The organism is Massilia phyllostachyos (assembly GCF_021044825.1).
GTDB classification, from domain to species: domain Bacteria; phylum Pseudomonadota; class Gammaproteobacteria; order Burkholderiales; family Burkholderiaceae_D; genus Telluria; species Telluria phyllostachyos.
Map to the genome: position 1 here is coordinate 979596 of NZ_JAJNOC010000001.1, position 15373 is coordinate 994968.

16 protein-coding genes are annotated in these 15373 nt (G+C 54.0%); 8 read left to right on the forward strand and 8 right to left on the reverse strand.

Features of this window, described 5'->3' with window-relative positions; all coding sequences use genetic code 11:
* Positions 1–453: 453 nt before the first annotated feature.
* A complete protein-coding gene (locus LQ564_RS04185; protein WP_231056812.1) occupies positions 454–696 on the forward strand; it encodes a hypothetical protein in 243 nt (80 codons plus the stop codon).
* A 98-nt stretch (positions 697–794) separates the two neighbouring features.
* Here LQ564_RS04185 and LQ564_RS04190 read toward each other — a convergent pair whose 3' ends face one another.
* The 4 genes from LQ564_RS04190 to LQ564_RS04205 form a co-directional block, all read right to left on the reverse strand.
* On the reverse strand, positions 795–1532 hold the full coding sequence (locus tag LQ564_RS04190) for a hypothetical protein (RefSeq protein ID WP_231056813.1): 738 nt from the start codon (positions 1530–1532) through the stop codon (positions 795–797).
* Positions 1529–2107, reverse strand: a complete 579-nt coding sequence (locus LQ564_RS04195; RefSeq protein WP_231056814.1) for a hypothetical protein — start codon at positions 2105–2107, stop codon at positions 1529–1531. The genes LQ564_RS04190 and LQ564_RS04195 overlap by 4 nt, the downstream gene beginning before the upstream one ends.
* A gap of 28 nt (positions 2108–2135) precedes the next feature.
* Complete coding sequence (locus LQ564_RS04200; RefSeq protein ID WP_231056815.1) at positions 2136–2696, reverse strand: hypothetical protein; 561 nt, start codon at positions 2694–2696, stop codon at positions 2136–2138.
* A gap of 127 nt (positions 2697–2823) precedes the next feature.
* A complete protein-coding gene (locus LQ564_RS04205) occupies positions 2824–2991 on the reverse strand; it encodes a hypothetical protein (protein ID WP_231056816.1) in 168 nt (55 codons plus the stop codon).
* Positions 2992–4046: 1055 nt separating this feature from the next.
* Here LQ564_RS04205 and LQ564_RS04210 point away from each other — a divergent pair.
* The 6 genes from LQ564_RS04210 (at position 4047) to LQ564_RS04235 (ending at position 9265) form a co-directional block, all read left to right on the forward strand.
* Positions 4047–4277 carry a hypothetical protein gene (locus LQ564_RS04210; RefSeq protein ID WP_231056817.1) on the forward strand — a complete coding sequence of 77 codons (231 nt, stop codon included), beginning with the start codon at positions 4047–4049 and terminating at the stop codon, positions 4275–4277.
* Positions 4278–4330: 53 nt separating this feature from the next.
* Positions 4331–4624 (forward strand): helix-turn-helix domain-containing protein, encoded by a 294-nt coding sequence (locus LQ564_RS04215; RefSeq protein WP_231056818.1) that lies wholly within the window; start codon positions 4331–4333, stop codon positions 4622–4624.
* Positions 4602–5651, forward strand: a complete 1050-nt coding sequence (locus LQ564_RS04220) for a reverse transcriptase family protein (protein WP_231056819.1) — start codon at positions 4602–4604, stop codon at positions 5649–5651. Before LQ564_RS04215 ends, LQ564_RS04220 begins: the two co-directional genes overlap by 23 nt.
* 205 nt (positions 5652–5856) lie before the next feature.
* Positions 5857–7041, forward strand: a complete 1185-nt coding sequence (locus LQ564_RS04225; RefSeq protein WP_231056820.1) for a site-specific integrase — start codon at positions 5857–5859, stop codon at positions 7039–7041.
* A 334-nt stretch (positions 7042–7375) separates the two neighbouring features.
* Positions 7376–7564, forward strand: a complete 189-nt coding sequence (locus tag LQ564_RS04230; protein ID WP_231056821.1) for a helix-turn-helix domain-containing protein — start codon at positions 7376–7378, stop codon at positions 7562–7564.
* 9 nt (positions 7565–7573) lie between these two features.
* Positions 7574–9265 carry a DUF927 domain-containing protein gene (locus LQ564_RS04235; RefSeq protein ID WP_231056822.1) on the forward strand — a complete coding sequence of 564 codons (1692 nt, stop codon included), beginning with the start codon at positions 7574–7576 and terminating at the stop codon, positions 9263–9265.
* A gap of 58 nt (positions 9266–9323) precedes the next feature.
* Here LQ564_RS04235 and LQ564_RS04240 read toward each other — a convergent pair whose 3' ends face one another.
* Together LQ564_RS04240 and LQ564_RS04245 are read right to left on the reverse strand one after the other, a co-directional pair.
* A complete protein-coding gene (locus LQ564_RS04240; RefSeq protein WP_231056823.1) occupies positions 9324–10508 on the reverse strand; it encodes a site-specific integrase in 1185 nt (394 codons plus the stop codon).
* 233 nt (positions 10509–10741) lie between these two features.
* Positions 10742–11035 carry a hypothetical protein gene (locus LQ564_RS04245; RefSeq protein WP_231056824.1) on the reverse strand — a complete coding sequence of 98 codons (294 nt, stop codon included), beginning with the start codon at positions 11033–11035 and terminating at the stop codon, positions 10742–10744.
* Positions 11036–11640: 605 nt separating this feature from the next.
* Between LQ564_RS04245 and LQ564_RS04250 the strand changes: the two genes are divergently transcribed.
* Positions 11641–12567, forward strand: coding sequence for a competence protein CoiA family protein (locus LQ564_RS04250; RefSeq protein WP_443094011.1), 927 nt, complete (start codon positions 11641–11643; stop codon positions 12565–12567).
* Positions 12568–12868: 301 nt separating this feature from the next.
* Here LQ564_RS04250 and LQ564_RS04255 read toward each other — a convergent pair whose 3' ends face one another.
* Positions 12869–13372: a DUF6998 domain-containing protein gene (locus tag LQ564_RS04255; RefSeq protein ID WP_231056826.1), complete on the reverse strand. Its 504-nt coding sequence runs from the start codon at positions 13370–13372 to the stop codon at positions 12869–12871.
* A 34-nt stretch (positions 13373–13406) separates the two neighbouring features.
* Positions 13407–15311 (reverse strand): ATP-binding protein, encoded by a 1905-nt coding sequence (locus LQ564_RS04260; protein ID WP_231056827.1) that lies wholly within the window; start codon positions 15309–15311, stop codon positions 13407–13409.
* Positions 15312–15373: the final 62 nt, after the last annotated feature.

The window sequence follows — 15373 nt, forward strand, 5'->3', positions numbered from 1 at the left end:
TACTGCTGAATGACCGCAACCTATAAAAGGTGCTAACTACGTTACCCGTCGCAGATCGACGGTCAGTTGCAGTAGCTCAGGTCGACCGTTCCGTGCAGCATCAGGTTTCTCACCCCAAACGGCTACAACCTATGGATCGGTATCCAACGCCGGCGGTAAGCCGAGGCAAGCACGCGCCCTAGTCCTCTATGCTCAAAATGATGCAATTTGAAAACTATCCTCCGCTTGCTCAACTAGAGGCAAGGCGCACGATTGAGTTGGCCTGGCTTTGAAAAAATATGAAACTTTAAGTTATTGTTTTTAAAGGACTTTTTTCATCTACCTAGCAAAAAACTAAATTCTCGCTAAATCGACAAATTTTTCCGAAAAAAGAGGGTTACAATGCAAGCCACTGGTCTTCGGCCAAGAAGTGAACCAGTGTCTAATCCACGCAACCCTCTATAGGAGTTTACCATGGCTAAGCAGGATGAACATCAGCGTCGCATTGAGGAACTTGAGCGCCAAGTTAAGGGCTTGCAACGTCAGACAGGTATTTTGCATGCCAAAGTCGAGATGACAACCAATAAGCAAGAGCGCCGCATTCGTGACCTCGAAATCAAGGCCCATGTGGCACAAGGCGTGCCACAAACGAAAGTTGCTAAAGTTTATCAACTGAGCCCGGGCCGCGTGAACCAGATCGTCAAGAAGCTGGCTTAACTTAAACGCGCTCCAGGTGAGAGAGGGTGTTGCTATGCAGCACCCTTTTTTATGCGGCCTATTTGCATGCCTAGCACGCCCTGCACACCGCAATGGCGTCAATAGTAGAAGCCGTAATCCAGTTCTTCGTAGCGAAGTGCGTCCACGAAAATCTGATTGGGGTCGGGGGAGCGGCGGATATCCGCCATTTTCAAGAAGATGCGTTCGGAGCGCTGGCCCGTCGATTGCGCGTAGGGCCGACCCGTCAGGAACTTGGAGTTGTCCAGGGCAAGCATTGCGTCGTCCAAAGGGATTTCGATCTCGACAAACCCCCCGTCTGGAGCGCTGCCGAGGGCTTTACTTAACCCCGCTATGTGCACGACGACCCCTTCCGACAGGAGAGCATCCATCCCGGCCACGTTGCCGCCGTAATTGCCCGCCGCGTTTGCTGCATCGAGAGGTGTCAGGTCGACTACGTAGGCGTTCATTGGGTTCTGGTAATAGACAGCGCCGCCCGCATTCGTGTTCAGTGGTTCTCCAGACCAGTATTCGATGATCTCCTTGTAGCGCGGGGGAAGATTGGGAGCCTTCTCGAAGATGCAGCCGCGCAGGCTAGCGGGAATGCTCACTCGCTCCGAGTAATCGGCGTCGCCGGTGCGCAAGCTGGCGACGAGCAGGGCGTCCTCCGGCAACGGGGCGAGACTAAGCTTGTGGGTGGCCTTGAGATAGTAGCCCTCCTTGCGGGTGAGATCCGTTGCTTCGTTGTCCGCCAAGCAGCAGCGGTCGTAGTAGTCGAGATCCTTGATTTTCAGGACGGTCGCCATCGCTTGCTTTGTTACGTAGATCGTGACGGTCATAGGTATTTTTCAGTGATTGGTGATGGGGCGGGGTAGTCGATAACGGTGAAGCCCTTGCGCATCAGCTTGAGCTTGTGACGCTGTTCGATCTGCGGCCGATGTGGGGCGTAATGCGTTAAGTTGCGGGATGCGGTGACGCGGCTTGCTCGCTTCGTCCTGATGGCCCGCCGGATGGCTTCTTCTCCAATGAACGCATCGAAGTAAAACCGACAGTTGCCGAACGCTGCACGGTCAATGTCGTACTGCGGTCCCTCGACTGCAAACTGCATTGCCTGGACGTGGGAGGGCATCAAGACGAGTTGGATTACCTTGTCGGTTCGTCCTGACTTTCCGATGAAGTAGCGCGGGCCGTTCCCGATCCTGGGCAGCTCCCTGAACACGTAGTCGAAGGCGTCCTGAATCCGGTCCATTTCCCGGCTGTCGGTTGCGATGAGGTCTATATCGGTGAAGTCGGGGTGTACGGCGGGGCAGACGATATGCTTGAGTAGCCCACCGAAGATGTAGACGTTCGGCACGCGCATCAGGTAACGCACCAGTCGCCCGGTTTCCCAGGTTGTTGAGTAGTTGCAGGTCATGAGGTCGGTCCTTGAGTGATCGTGCTTGCTATTTCTTACCTCGTCGGGGTGGGTCTTTTTCGTCAGCGGACGACGCAGCGGCTTCGTTTCCCCCGGCCTTCTCTTCCTTGCCCGCTGGCTCCGATTCGACCGGCTGCCCCTGCTCGGCGAGCACTGACGCTTTCCAGGCAGCCCAATCGCCGGATATAACATGACGGCCTTCCGTGTCGGGAGCGAGGGTGAGCAGGCCTTCGGCGCGCAAGATGGCGGCGAGAAATCCTGCGTTATTGCTGGATCGGCCGGTAAACGCCGTTTGGAGCAGCTTGGAAGGGAAAGGTTGCTCCTGCGGATGCGTGGCGAGACAGGCTTCGACGTTGCCGAAGGCCACGACTTCCTTGCTGAAGTAGCCGCCGCCCTCGTTACCCACGATCCTGAACGACGGGTCCTGGCGTTGGCTGTCGGTCAGGATTTGATAATGGATTCCGCCCTCGGCGTGTTTGCCCAGCTTGTTAGCCTTGGCGGACTTAAGCAGCCAGCAGGGCCGGAGGCCGGAAGCTCCGGTCGTTTCGGCGGGTACATCGCCGATGCTTGTCGTGTCTGTTTGGTTCATTCGGTTTCTCTACAGGTCGTGTGAGTAGGTGGGATAAGAAAAACCCGCGCCGTGTGACTCGTATAGGGCTTTCGGTGATGCTCTAGCGGCGCGGCGCGGCGCGGTGCGTGCTGACCGTCCGGCAGCTCTAGCGCCGGAAGCTCAGCGTGAACGTCAGGTCCAGACTGCTCGGCAGGAATGCCTGTTTGATGTCGGGCAGTGCGTTCGGTAAGTTGTTCGGCATAGTCGCCCGGGCCGATCCGGTGGGCTTTTTGCTCGACCATTGCAAGTTCGGAGGAGCGATGTATTTCTTCATTGGTTAGGGTTCCTTGGGTACGCTGAAATGGAAAAGCCCCTTGTCCGGATTGCGGGCAAGGGGCTCTATGAGGTGTTGCAAATAAATAATATATGACCGGAAACGCTGCACTTTCGAACCTTGCTAGGTGCAGTCAGTGCCTTGCGCATCAGCCCAGTGAGTACCGATGTTATAAACACAACGCAGTTGTTTATGAACGCGCGGCATTTGCCGGGTGTAGAGACAGGTGTGCATAAGGTCGCCACAGCGTCGAAAGGGTCGTCTCCCGCTATCATTTGCGATACCCACGATAGCGCTTTGGCTCGCTGGGTATAAGCTTGAAGATCGCTCTTCATCCTGCGCGCAGTGTCGAAGGCCTGCAGAAAGTTCTTGATCAAGGAATTCGCTTTTCGCAGGACTATGATCTCCCCGTATGCCTTTCAAGAGGCTTGCGCAGATGCGTATAGCGCTGCTTTAGCAAGCACGGCCTAAGTGCGCCGTGAACGCAGGGCTGCCATGCAGTGACAAGCAGCAATGGCCGCGCTCGGCTGGAACGCGCTGGCTACTTCCAACTAGCAGACCTAGGCGCATGACAGTGGAAGGAAGGCTTCCTCACTTGGTCCAAGCAGCGCGCCTGAAGCTCTTTCCTCTTCCCTATGTCCTTACTGGGTCATAGCTCAATGTGTGTAAATTTTCACTGACAGTGAAAATTTCGATTGATTTCTGCACTACGGCTGTGTTTTAATAGCTTCAGGCCGAGTGATACCGCTCGGATGATGTTCGATGTATGTGTACTTCAGTACCCGAAGTTTGATAGCAAAGAGCTGCTTAACGATCCTGGACGTTCTCAGGATTGCCCACTTCCAGAAGTAGGCTAAATTCCCCGCAACGGGCCGCATTGCCCGAAGCGACAAGTGCCAACCGACCGCGAGCCAGTTGCGATGTGCAGCGAACGAACGGTGGGGCAGCGCTCGAAGGGTTTCGACTGGTAATGGGCTTGTTATGTCGGGCTGGCACCTTCCGGCTTATTTGCTAACGGGGCAGGGCAATTTCGCCCGGATTGAAGGACGCTTATTATGCAGCCACATACTCTCGAAACAAGTATCCGCACGTTGAAAAGCCTGCGCGATACGTATCATAGCCAGCTCGACATTCGTGCAGTTGCTGAGTTGAACACCGTCATCGCTGAATTGGAGATTGTCAGCCGACAGGAAGGATCGGAGCGCAGAAAGGTAGCTTGCTATCGCGCGTTTCAAGTAATTGCAGAATTCCTTCGTCTGGTTAGCAACATTCAAGACCTGATGTGATGTTTAGCCGAGCTCCTGCACAACAAGCCCATTAATTTTTTTGATTGAATATCATGAACCTTGGCAAAGCGATCCAGACTAGTCGCCAACGTCGTAGGCTTTCTCAAGAGGCACTTGCGAAGCTGGCCGGGTGTTCGGTTTCCTATCTTTCGATGCTTGAGAACTCCAAGCGCGACCCAACCATATCTACGGTCGAGAAGATTGCAGCTGCACTAAAGGTTCCTGTCGAGATTTTGTTTTTTCTTGCTGCCGAGAAGGGCGAACTTGCAGGCATCAACAAGGAGCTCGCGGGACAGTTAGCATTGACAGCTTTGGAGCTTTTGGATGAAAAAGCCCCCGAACAGTGACAAGAGTGTTCCGTATTATCCGTGCGAGCCAATCCATAGTATCGCTGCGCTCGAAATGGCGTTGGGAATACCTGAGCGATGGTTAAGGCGTATCGCTTCGGCAGCAAATCAATCCTATCGACTAGCAGCGGAAGAGATAAAAAAAGACGGAAGCAAACGGCAGACCTTCGACGCTTATCCGCGCCTGAAATATGCCCAAAGACGCATTAAAGATCGCATTCTAAGCCGTGTTGAGTACCCAGATTACTTGAACGGAAGTCTTAAAGGGCGCAGTCCTCGTAAAAATGCTGAAGCCCACGTAGGCGCAAAAATTACAATTGGCGAAGACATTGCCAACTTTTTCCCGACAATTTCGTCTACGCTTGTGAAGGCGATGTGGCGCGGCCTTTTCGGGTTTTCTGAGGAGGTCGCAAATCTCTTGACGCTGCTCACGGTGAAGGATGATGGCGTCCCGCAGGGAGCCGTCACCAGCTCCTACTTGGCTAACCTGGTCTTTTGGGCTAGGGAACCCCAACTCTACAAGCAGTTTCGACGGCGCGGCTATCGATACACCCGCTACGTCGACGACATTAGCGTTTCATGTAAGCGGCGCATTACCGATAGCGAGAAGTCGGAAATTATCTCCAGTGTCTATGCGATGCTCCGCAGCGCTGGCGTGCAACCCAAGCGCCAGAAGCATGAGGTGCACACAGCAGGGACGCGAATCGTAACAACAAAGCTCGTGCATAACGTCAGAGTTTCTTTGCCTAAAGAAATGCGCCGAGGCATTCGCGCGTCAGTCTTTCAGCTTGAGGCAAGAGCCGCCTTTGGCGAGCATGATAAGGCACTTCATAAAGAGCTTTTAACGGTATCGAGCCGTGTTGGTCTGTTGAACAGCTTTCATCCGTCCGAAGGGGCACAGTTAAAGGTGCGCTTAAAGAGGTTACGGAAAATGATCGAAGATGCTGCTCAGGGCCTGCAACGTACACAAGAGGTAGGCCGGCACGCTGTTGGCATCTCTAACTCGGAACCTGCACCTTGGGACTAATTAGGGTGATAGCCCAGTTGGCTCGTTGGATGTTGATCGGCTCTATGCGTGATTTACCCTTCAGGCGAAGCAAATAAGTGTCTCACCGGCGAGCGCTTCCTAATGTTGCAGTCGGGTTCCTTGACCAAGCTTGACGGTCAGGGATGCGCTCTCGATGGCGGATCGTTATGATTGATCCCGGTAGTCCTAGTAAAGGACTATCAACATGCCGCCCGACAAAACAAGTAACCACAATTTTTCAACCAAGTTCTGCTTCACGAAGGCCAGCCTCAACACGGCCTTGGCTTCGTTCCTTACCCACAGCGACAAGGACCAACTCGACTGCTACGACACGAAGTGCGTCGGGCTGATCGCAGTCCTGTATCGCAGCGGTCGGATCAACTTCCGCGCCCGCCCGGTCCTGCACAAGCAGCGCCTATCCCTGGCGCTCGGGGATTACAGCGCCCACTTCACGGTCGAACAGGCACGTCTCGCCTGCACATCTGCACGCCTCCAGGCTGCACAGGGCATCGATCCGCGCGCACCGAGCCGCGTCGGCATCACGTTCGCTCAGCTCTGGTCCGACCATTACTACCCGGCTGTAAAAGCTCGTAAGCGCAGCATCAAGGACGACGTGCAGAAATTCGAGCGTTGGCTGTCCAGCGAATTCGGACACCTGCCGCTGGCTGCCATCAAGTCGTCGAACATCGTGGCCTTCCTCGACATGCTGAGCGAGCGCGAGCATCTGTCGCCCGCGACCGTCAATCGCTATCTCGCCTTGCTGAAGGCGATATTCCGTTACGCCGTCGAGAATGACCTGCATACGAAGAGCCCCGCCAAGCACATCCGTCCGCTCGTAGAGGCGAACATCCGTACCCGAGTGCTGGATGCCGCCGAGCGTGCCGCGTTCAAGGAGGCTTGCGAGCACGAGAGCAACCGGGCTGCGGCATCGCTGTTCATGCTGCTCTTTCTGACTGCGGCTCGGCTCGGCGAAGCGCTCGCGGCCAAGGTGTATGACGTCGATCTGGCAAGCCGCACGTGGCATTTGCCGATGACAAAGTCGGGCAAGTCGGCACATATCTGCCTCAGCTCGGCGGCGGTGGAACTGCTGCGCGAGGTAATCGGCAAACGGAAGGCCGGTTATCTGTTTCCGGGCAAGGACCCGGCCAAGCCCATGACGAGGCCCGCGAAGGCGTTCGAGCGAATCTGCGCGAGCGCGGGCATCGAGGGCTTCACGATCCACGACCTGCGCCGCACCTGGGCATCGATCGCCGTCAACGCCGGCGTGCCGCTGTTCACCGTCTCCAAGGCGCTGCGTCACTCGTCACCGAACGTCACGGCTGCACGCTATGCACACCTGCAGGACCAAGCATTGATCGATGCGAACAACTTGGTTGGCGAGATGGTGTGATTGAGGGGGCCGGAATGTCGCAAAACTGCCACATTCAAAAAATATTTTGTCTCGGTGGACAGCGAAAAAAGGCGGCTGGTCGGAGCTTAAAACAGGCAGGAAATTGCCTTGCCCGGCTGAAGTATCGGCATGCCACCGATTTTTTGGTGCGTGAACGAGTTATCTGGACAAAATCGATTGACGGTCTTGGAGGCTGGTAAAACCCTCATCCGCCGCCTTCCATTTACTTATGTTTTCTAGTGTAAGTTACTGTTTTTAAAGGCTTTTATTCGATGGCTCATCCGCTTAATATGGGCTTGCTTAATTTTCTTAACGCAATTTGGAGGAGCATCGAATGTACGAACCGAGCAGTTATCTAACAACGAAGGAAGTGGCAACGTTGCTGCGCATCGCGCCGCAGACCCTGGAGAAAGCCCGCTCTACCGGACTGGGTCCGCAAATCCCGTTCGTCAAGGTGGGCCGAGCGGTGCGATACGCATGCGAAGACGTGCGTGCATGGGTGGAAACGAACAAGAACATCTAAGAGCTAACTATGAATAAGCCTAGCAACACCGCCGCGCCGAGCACGGTCGACAAATACATTGTCCAGAACGGCTCCGTGCAACTCAATCAAGACGAACGGTTCACTGTTGTCATGCATGGCGAAGCATACGTCGAGCGCTTCGTGTTCGATCCCGCAACGAACACCACCTCGTGCGCGGTGGCGATTACCCCGTTTGTCGAGGGCGTACTTCCCTGCATGGTGCGTGTTGACCTCGGAACGCTCGGCACACCCAAGGCGATCAGCGAAATTCTCAGTGCGCGCGGAACGATCGTCTACAAACCCAAGCTGTTGTCGGACTACCTGATGGCATCCGCAGCAGCGGTCGCCAAGCTTCCGACGCGCGAGCTGGTCACGAGCACCCGCTGGATCGCAGGTCATCGCGCATTCTTCACCGGGCGCAAGCTGATCGGCAGCCATGACAACAATCCGGACGACTTCTGGATCGAGTCTTCCGGCGCGGGCGCGATGTGTTCGCGCGGTACGCGCGACGAATGGCGCGCGAAGATCGGCGTGCTGATCGTCGAAAACCCGATCATCCTCGCGATGACCTGTATCGCCATCGCAAGCGTCGTCCTGGACCGTCTCGGCCTCAGCTCGAGCATGTTCAACTTCTGCGGACAGAAGGGTCTCGGAAAAACGCTCGCCGAACAATGCGCCGCTAGCATCTTCGGTAATGGAGTCGATCCCGCCCAAGGTGCGCAGGTCGAGGACCCTGCATTTATCGCACGGTTCAATGGCACCCTCAACGGCTTCGAGGCATTGCTCGGCAAGCAAAGCCCACTGCCGACGCTTCTCGACGAATTGACTGAAAGCAGCGCGGCGGTCGTCCATCAGGCGTGCTATATGATGGCGTCCGGCGAAGGCAAGCATCGCATGAAATCGACGGGCGAAGCGGCGGACCGCGAGCGCTGGCAGTCGAATGTGATCGTGTCGGCGGAAGTGACGATCGCTGACACCATCGCGGCGAGCGGGCGAAAAATGCATGGTGGTCAGGCAGACCGTGCTATCGACATCCCGATTACCGATGTCGGGGTGCTGACTCACTACGGAGAGTTCGATTCGTTCAATGCTGCGACTAGCCACCTCAAGCGTGCCTGCAGCGAGCAGTACGGTACGGCTGGCGAGGCAATCATCCAATATTGCTGCGACAATCCGGAGGAATTAAACGAGCTCCTGGCGATGGCCCCAGACATCGAAAACGTCCTGTTACCCGCCGATTGCGAATCTGGTGAGCGCCGCGTCGTCAAGCGGCTTGCCGGAGCGGTTGTAGCCGGACGGATCGCCGTAATGGCAGGCGTATTCGATGAGGATGCGGACGAAAAGATCGACGCAGCGCTTAAGATGGTGACTGAACTGTGGTGGAGTACACGGGCCAGTTCGTTAGCGCGTGTTCGTGAGCTTCTCAACGTTCGGATCGAGGAGCTTCATCGAGGTAGACCTGACCTAGACTGCGAGGCCGTCGCGTTTGTAGATGACGACATCACGGTTATTCCCGTCGATGTGTTGAACCGCGAACTTGGTGACGACGCGACGCGGATTCTCGATGAACTGGCCGGGTTGGGTGCACTCAAGACGGAACAGCCTGGACGACGAGTCCACCGCTTCTGCAACAATCGCTTCCGTGGCTACGCCATCGTTACCAAACGCATCTGGCCAGATGGAGTCCCGATCGCAGCTTAATGCCCACTCCGAACGGAGTAAAAAAAATCGCTCAAGTCACTCTTGAGCGATTTTTCGTTTACGCTACTGACTCGGCTTGTGGCCGGGCCTGAGCGATCACTGCGGATACTTGTGCGCTAGCCTTGCGCAGGTTGTCCGATGCCATGTGCGCGTATCGCTGCGAGGTCTTGCTATCGGCGTGGCCGAGCAGGTGCTGCACCTCGTATAGCGTTGCCCCGTTGTTGATCGCCAGGCTGGCGAAGCTGTGTCGCAGGTCGTGAATCCGCAGATCCCTAATGCCGGCCCGCTTTAGTACCCGCTTGAAGCCCTTATACGGGTTACAGATGGGCTCGCCCACATTCTTACCTGGGAACACATAAACATGGCCAGCAGGCCGACCACACTGGCGAAGTAACTCGATGGCGCCGTCGTTCAGCAAGATAAATCTGCTCTTGCCACTCTTCGTGTTCGGCAGGAACCACTGACCCTTGTCGAGGTCGATCGAATCCCACCGTGCCATCAGCGCCTCATTACGGCGTGCGCCGGTCATGAGTAAGAAGCGCAACGCGTCGGCCAGCGGGCGGTTCGGTTCCTCGTCAAGCGCCGTCAAAAACGAGCGCAGCTCGCCGCCTGATAAGTAGCGCTGCCGCTGGTTATTCTCCTGATGCATGCGTATTCCCCGTACTGGGTTCGCTCCGTCGAGCTTGCCCCATATGATGGCGAGGTTGAAGCATCGCTTTAGCAGTGCAAGATGGCGGTTCGCGGTAGCTGCACACTTCTGCACGCGCAACCGGTCGTGGAACTGCTGGATGGCATGGCTGCTTATCTGCGACAGTTGTAAATCGCCGAACTCCGGCAGGATGTTGCGCATTCGGCCCTCGTCATCCTTGGCGCTACGTTTGGTGGCATAAGCGTGCGGCAGGTAGTCGTCGATCACGAACCGACGCAGTGTCAGTTGTGATGCCGCTGCGGCTGCGGCCGCTGCTTGCGGGTCTGTCCCAGTAGCTACTTGACGGCGACAGTCGAGCGCGCGGTGTCTGGCGTCGGCGACTTCCATCTGCGGATAATCGCCCAGCTTCATGCTGCGCTTGGCTCCATCGAAGGAGTAACGGAAGAGGAAATACTTGCGGCCACGCCGGCTGACGATGATGCGCAGTCCCGCGACCTCGGTATCGGAATACTCGCTTTCCTTGGACTTGGCATCCTCGGGGTGCGGGGGAAGGGCATCGATAAGTTTTTTGTTGAAGCGAAATTGTCTGTTCATACATTTAGGTTCTCGATGATGGATTAATGCGCAGATGCGGAGCGCCGTAGGCGTTCCGGGAAGTTCGAATCCGTGGAGCGGACCGTAACGGCGGCGTTCACAGTCAAATGGTTGTGGCTGGGCGTGGGTCATTACAACGCATGCTTTTTCGGCTCCGCTGCCGGGATGGCCTCCGGTCTATTTCCGGTCGGGGTGGCGGCGGGCCGGTGCCATTAGGCGAAACAGCTGAGGGGTCAGTATTCGTCGGGTAGCAGAATCGTCGTGCTGGCGCGGTCGGCCTCGGTGATGATCCAAATGCGGACCGTGGGCGCGATGCGGTACGAGGCGAGGATACGTCCGCCATCATGGATAGCGGCGCGGTTTGCCTTGATGTCTCCAGCCGACAGGTTTGACCAGTCGCCGGTAACGTACCGTTCCAGTAGCGTTGCCGAGGTGACGGCGCGAGCGGTCAGCTCGGCTTCCGCGCGTTTGGTGATGTAAATGTCGCCAAGGGAAAATAAGGGGAATTTGTCTTCGTGATTTTTCATGGTGTGTTGATATGACTGTGCAGGGCGTACAGGCCGGGCCTGCACACCTTGCACACTAGTTGGGGAGAGATCTTTGTCGGCAGCTGCAGGAAGAGCGCGGTGGCGTGGAGTGCTGTCGTCAGTTGAACCAGACGCGGCGGGGTCGATTCTCGACGAGCTCTTATAGCGTTTACAGCTAGGGAAAAACAGTGGAAGGACTCGATAGACCACCGGGGGCCATTCAGCGCACTCCGTAACCCGGTCGAAATGGGCTTTTTTTGATGTGCCACGTCCAATCTAGGTGAGTCTAACCAGCAGATTTCTCGATGTCGTATCCCAAGTGATGTTTTGCACACGCGGCACACCTGTTCAGTAGCCCGTGCATCCTAGAACCGAAAGGGTCCTGCACATCTTGCACATAGGAACGATGAAGGCTACGATCCCCGTACAACCGTCTGGGTGGTTCGAAAAGCTTCGGCCGACAAGACGAGTGGATTGGATAGGTAATCTGGAGATTAATTTTGCCGCTTAGAGCTCGAAGAGGTGACGCCGACGTCTATGCGTTCGACTGCGATTTAATCGCATGGGAATACGTCAAGCGGACTTATAAGACGGCTGATCTTCGAATGCCATGCTGCGATAGCCTAGCCATACCGAAGACCAGCAAGCTCGGCAATTTCTTTTTTTCGCATGCAAGGCGAGGGGAATGCACAACTGCGCCAGAAAGCGCGGAGCATGTGTTCCTCAAGACGCTGGTTGCTAAGGCGGCTGTCAAGGCGGGCTGGACCGTTACTACCGAGAAGGCAGGTATAAGTCCGCAAGGCGCTGACTGGATTGCGGATGTGCTGTGTGTGAATGGCAGAGCGACCATCGCACTAGAAATTCAACTTTCTTACCAGACCGTACAGGAGCTTAGGGCCCGGCAGGAAACCTATGCTAGTTCTAGTGTTCGGGCCGCGTGGTTTGCCTGTGGTCAGCGGTTCAAGGCGGGCTATCTCTCTCCGTCGCAACATATCCCGTTTTTCGTTCTGCCAGCGATAGAACTGGGGTGCGATCCCTTGTTGGACGGGTACGGAGTGACCTTGTCCGAATTCGTTATCGGGATGCTGTCGAAGCGCCTTTCATGGAAAAGCGATCCGTGGGAGTACGGAATTCATTTTCTTTACGACCAGTGCTGGGCATGCGGTGGCGAAGTCAGGCAGGTATTCGGCTGGAGCATCGACGTCTATGGCGATGCTGCCAAGACTGTGCCGAATATGTCTACCGTTCTGGAGAAAATTAGCGACATCATATCGAAAGACGAGTTGCAGGCATTGGGTTTGAATACGATTGGGAAATTCGAACGCCTTAAGGGGAACGCACCAGGATTCCCGTTCTGTAACGTGTGCATTCATTGTGGCGCACCTCAAAATAATCACTACATCATGAAGAAAATTGGTGAGCAAGGCCAGACGCATTGGCAGGACAGCCCTTCTAAGATCGGTAGTGCAACCTTCCTTTCGTCACGCGAATCTACAGGGCGGTGGCATTACACAGTATCTGATCGCGAATAATATCTTGCAGGCCATTTTCAGCTCCGCCGGTATAGTCATATACGGAAATTCGTCGATTGCTGTCTAAGGTGACAGATGTCTCACAGCGGTTGTAGCTGGGGAAAAGCGGTGCAAGGGTTACATAGATCACTGGGGGCCATTCAGCGCACTCCGTAACCCGCTCAAAATGGGCCTTTTTCTATGTGTTAGGTCCAATCTAGGCGTGCCTAATCAGCAGATTTTTCGATATTCGGTGCGCAGTGGGGTTTTGCACACACTGCACACCGATTTCGGTTATCAAACGAACAGCGGTGCTGTCGAATCAGATGATTGGTACCGTCGAGCGCGGGGAGTAAGCGATCCTGGCGGAAGGAGCGACGTTCTTCGCCAGCCTATGCATATCAGCTAACGGGATAACCTTCGTTCCTGCCCACCCTTGAGAGGGAAGGAGCGCACGAACCGGCGCTTCAGGGCCGTTATATATGACCGAGGCAGTATTAGCCTCAAAATTTATGGCGAAGAAGAGTAGATAATCAGCACAGCCTCTGCCTGGTGTAAATGCTGGCCCGGACTTCGGATTCCCTGTCGCCTTTACCTGCACGGTTTTACCGGTGGGGGTAATGGCGTCAACTCCACCTGTTCGAGACTGCGGCAGCAGAAGGTTGAAATGCTGTAGCGCTATGGCTTCAGCAATATCACCTACCAAACGCCCGTCTAAAGTGAATTTTAAACCGGTATCGTTGTAGTGCTCTGCAAGAGCCTGTTGAGCGGCCCATAAATTCTTAATTACTTCTGGTAGTTCCACGATGATGGCCGTGTCGGACATCAATATTCTCCTAGCCGAATTACTTTGTTCCTATTTAAGCCGCGTCCAACGTCTCATCAGGTTTAGCCGAGTCCGACACAGGTGTATGGTTTCTCTTCATGACGGAACGAAGTATTTCTAAGAATGTATGATTTCGAGATGCAGCATCGGCAACGATCGCGTCGAATGACATTACAAACATCGGTGTAGGAACGATCGTGTCATCATCCCGATAAGTCTGGAATTCCTGATAGAAAACGCGGCCAGACGAAAATAATGGAATCCATTTTTGCTGACGTAAACTCCTTGCAAAGGAAGTATTTACCTGCATTACCGAGTAATACCACACTCGCTGAATATTTGGGCAATACTGAACAAGTTTGTCCGCTCGATCAAGTAACTGATTTATGGAGTACTGATTTTCTTTTTCGTTTTCGGTCTTTTTCTTGATCTCTACAACGACCACGTCAACTGGCAGCGAATCGGCAGGATCGGCTGAAAATATCATCGTAATGTCAGGTCGTCCCGCCTCCCCCGAAATCTCATCGGTTAGACGGATTGCGTTGATGACCTTATCCATACGCGACTCACTGAGTATGGTTCGGAAGCTCATGAATTTGTCGTCGAGAAGCCAAGCATTATTCTGATAGACATCGTCAGCAATTTTGCCTTGTGTAAAATCGTTCCTTCTTGGCGCGATCAAATTATGAATTTCTTCTTCCGAATTCTCATGAGTCATAGCTTTCATTTTGGCTATGATTTTTTCGCGATACAGGACGTATTCTGTTAAGGTTCTCGAAGCTACTTCCAAAGACTTCTGAAATGTTTCGTCATTAAGGTATTCGCATTGCAAAATTTCCTTTTGAACCCGGAAAAATCTCTGCTGTGCTGTATTTAATGCTTCCTCTTTGTCAATTATTCCAACGGTTGCGCCTTCGAAGTAGCCTAGCAGATGGGGGAACTGATCCTCAAAATTTTTCTTAGTGCGCTCATTTTTCTCATGTATCTCTGGGATGTTCTCAGTCAGCAATTCTCCGATTTCTTGACGGAGTTTTGCATATAATGCTGCTTCAGTGAGGCCATCTGGGAGTATCAGTTTTTGCCGCGAGCTATCTGCGCTTGCTCCAAAGAATGTCGATGAGAATATAATAACTATCGAGTATCCATAAGGGATTGAAGACGTTTGGAGTAAACTTATAGGTATTGTACGCCCGTCGATACTCACAGCTGTAAGAAGGTTTGCAGCGACGTCACTTCGCTTAATATGGTAATGCATCCGGATACTGGCATGAATATCAATCAGGTCATCTTGGATATCCTTTACCTGTAGCTCAGGTAGGTCAGAGGGAGTGATAAAAGTTTCGCTAGAAAAGAAATCCTTTTGCGCACTTCCTTCTTGAGTTCTCAGGCTGATCTGAATTTTGAAGTCGATATCACGATCCCGCAGCGAGTTAAGGGTCGGCAGGAAATGGAAAATAATTTTCTCTTTAAGGCTATGCGGTTTTAGATCGTCATAGGTTTTAACTTTATCTTTTGCGAAGCCACTAAAGGTGAGCGTAGTCTGATTCCTAGGGGTGCCTTCTTTGGTTGGTTCTGCGTCACCCTTCCCGTCGAAGTTGTCTTTAAAGATGAACTGCCGTTGCAACCCAGACCATTCGCTGAGAATAGCTACTTGCCTGAAGTAGTTGAGGAAAACCAGACGACCGATCCCTTTATGGAAGCCATCCTTTGGTTTCATTAACGTCCTAAAGCGAGCAAAGCTCTCATCGTTAAATCCAGTCCCGTTGTCTGTTATCCTAATTGTCAGTGTGTCAGACGCGGTAAATGAGTCAATTGATATTTCAACATGGATTTTGGTTGCGCCAGCGTCCAGCGAATTAGCAATCGCCTCGAAATAAACTAATGCAAGGGACGGATTTGGAAAAAATAGCTTAACTGCGCTGGAGGTTTCGATGTCCATGTTTTATAGCTATCAAAAAGGTGTGCGAGGCTGTCAAATAACTTTACGGGGGGCGCGTTAGT

Excerpts from the sequence above, each read along its gene's own strand:
- LQ564_RS04185 (WP_231056812.1), top strand. The coding sequence starts at position 454 with ATGGCTAAGCAGGATGAACATCAGCGTCGCATTGAGGAACTTGAGCGC.
- LQ564_RS04190 (WP_231056813.1), bottom strand. The coding sequence starts at position 1,532 with ATGACCGTCACGATCTACGTAACAAAGCAAGCGATGGCGACCGTCCTG.
- LQ564_RS04195 (WP_231056814.1), bottom strand. The coding sequence starts at position 2,107 with ATGACCTGCAACTACTCAACAACCTGGGAAACCGGGCGACTGGTGCGT.
- LQ564_RS04200 (WP_231056815.1), bottom strand. The coding sequence starts at position 2,696 with ATGAACCAAACAGACACGACAAGCATCGGCGATGTACCCGCCGAAACG.
- LQ564_RS04205 (WP_231056816.1), bottom strand. The coding sequence starts at position 2,991 with ATGAAGAAATACATCGCTCCTCCGAACTTGCAATGGTCGAGCAAAAAG.
- LQ564_RS04210 (WP_231056817.1), top strand. The coding sequence starts at position 4,047 with ATGCAGCCACATACTCTCGAAACAAGTATCCGCACGTTGAAAAGCCTG.
- LQ564_RS04215 (WP_231056818.1), top strand. The coding sequence starts at position 4,331 with ATGAACCTTGGCAAAGCGATCCAGACTAGTCGCCAACGTCGTAGGCTT.
- LQ564_RS04220 (WP_231056819.1), top strand. The coding sequence starts at position 4,602 with ATGAAAAAGCCCCCGAACAGTGACAAGAGTGTTCCGTATTATCCGTGC.
- LQ564_RS04225 (WP_231056820.1), top strand. The coding sequence starts at position 5,857 with ATGCCGCCCGACAAAACAAGTAACCACAATTTTTCAACCAAGTTCTGC.
- LQ564_RS04230 (WP_231056821.1), top strand. The coding sequence starts at position 7,376 with ATGTACGAACCGAGCAGTTATCTAACAACGAAGGAAGTGGCAACGTTG.
- LQ564_RS04235 (WP_231056822.1), top strand. The coding sequence starts at position 7,574 with ATGAATAAGCCTAGCAACACCGCCGCGCCGAGCACGGTCGACAAATAC.
- LQ564_RS04240 (WP_231056823.1), bottom strand. The coding sequence starts at position 10,508 with ATGAACAGACAATTTCGCTTCAACAAAAAACTTATCGATGCCCTTCCC.
- LQ564_RS04245 (WP_231056824.1), bottom strand. The coding sequence starts at position 11,035 with ATGAAAAATCACGAAGACAAATTCCCCTTATTTTCCCTTGGCGACATT.
- LQ564_RS04250 (WP_443094011.1), top strand. The coding sequence starts at position 11,641 with ATGCCATGCTGCGATAGCCTAGCCATACCGAAGACCAGCAAGCTCGGC.
- LQ564_RS04255 (WP_231056826.1), bottom strand. The coding sequence starts at position 13,372 with ATGTCCGACACGGCCATCATCGTGGAACTACCAGAAGTAATTAAGAAT.
- LQ564_RS04260 (WP_231056827.1), bottom strand. The coding sequence starts at position 15,311 with ATGGACATCGAAACCTCCAGCGCAGTTAAGCTATTTTTTCCAAATCCG.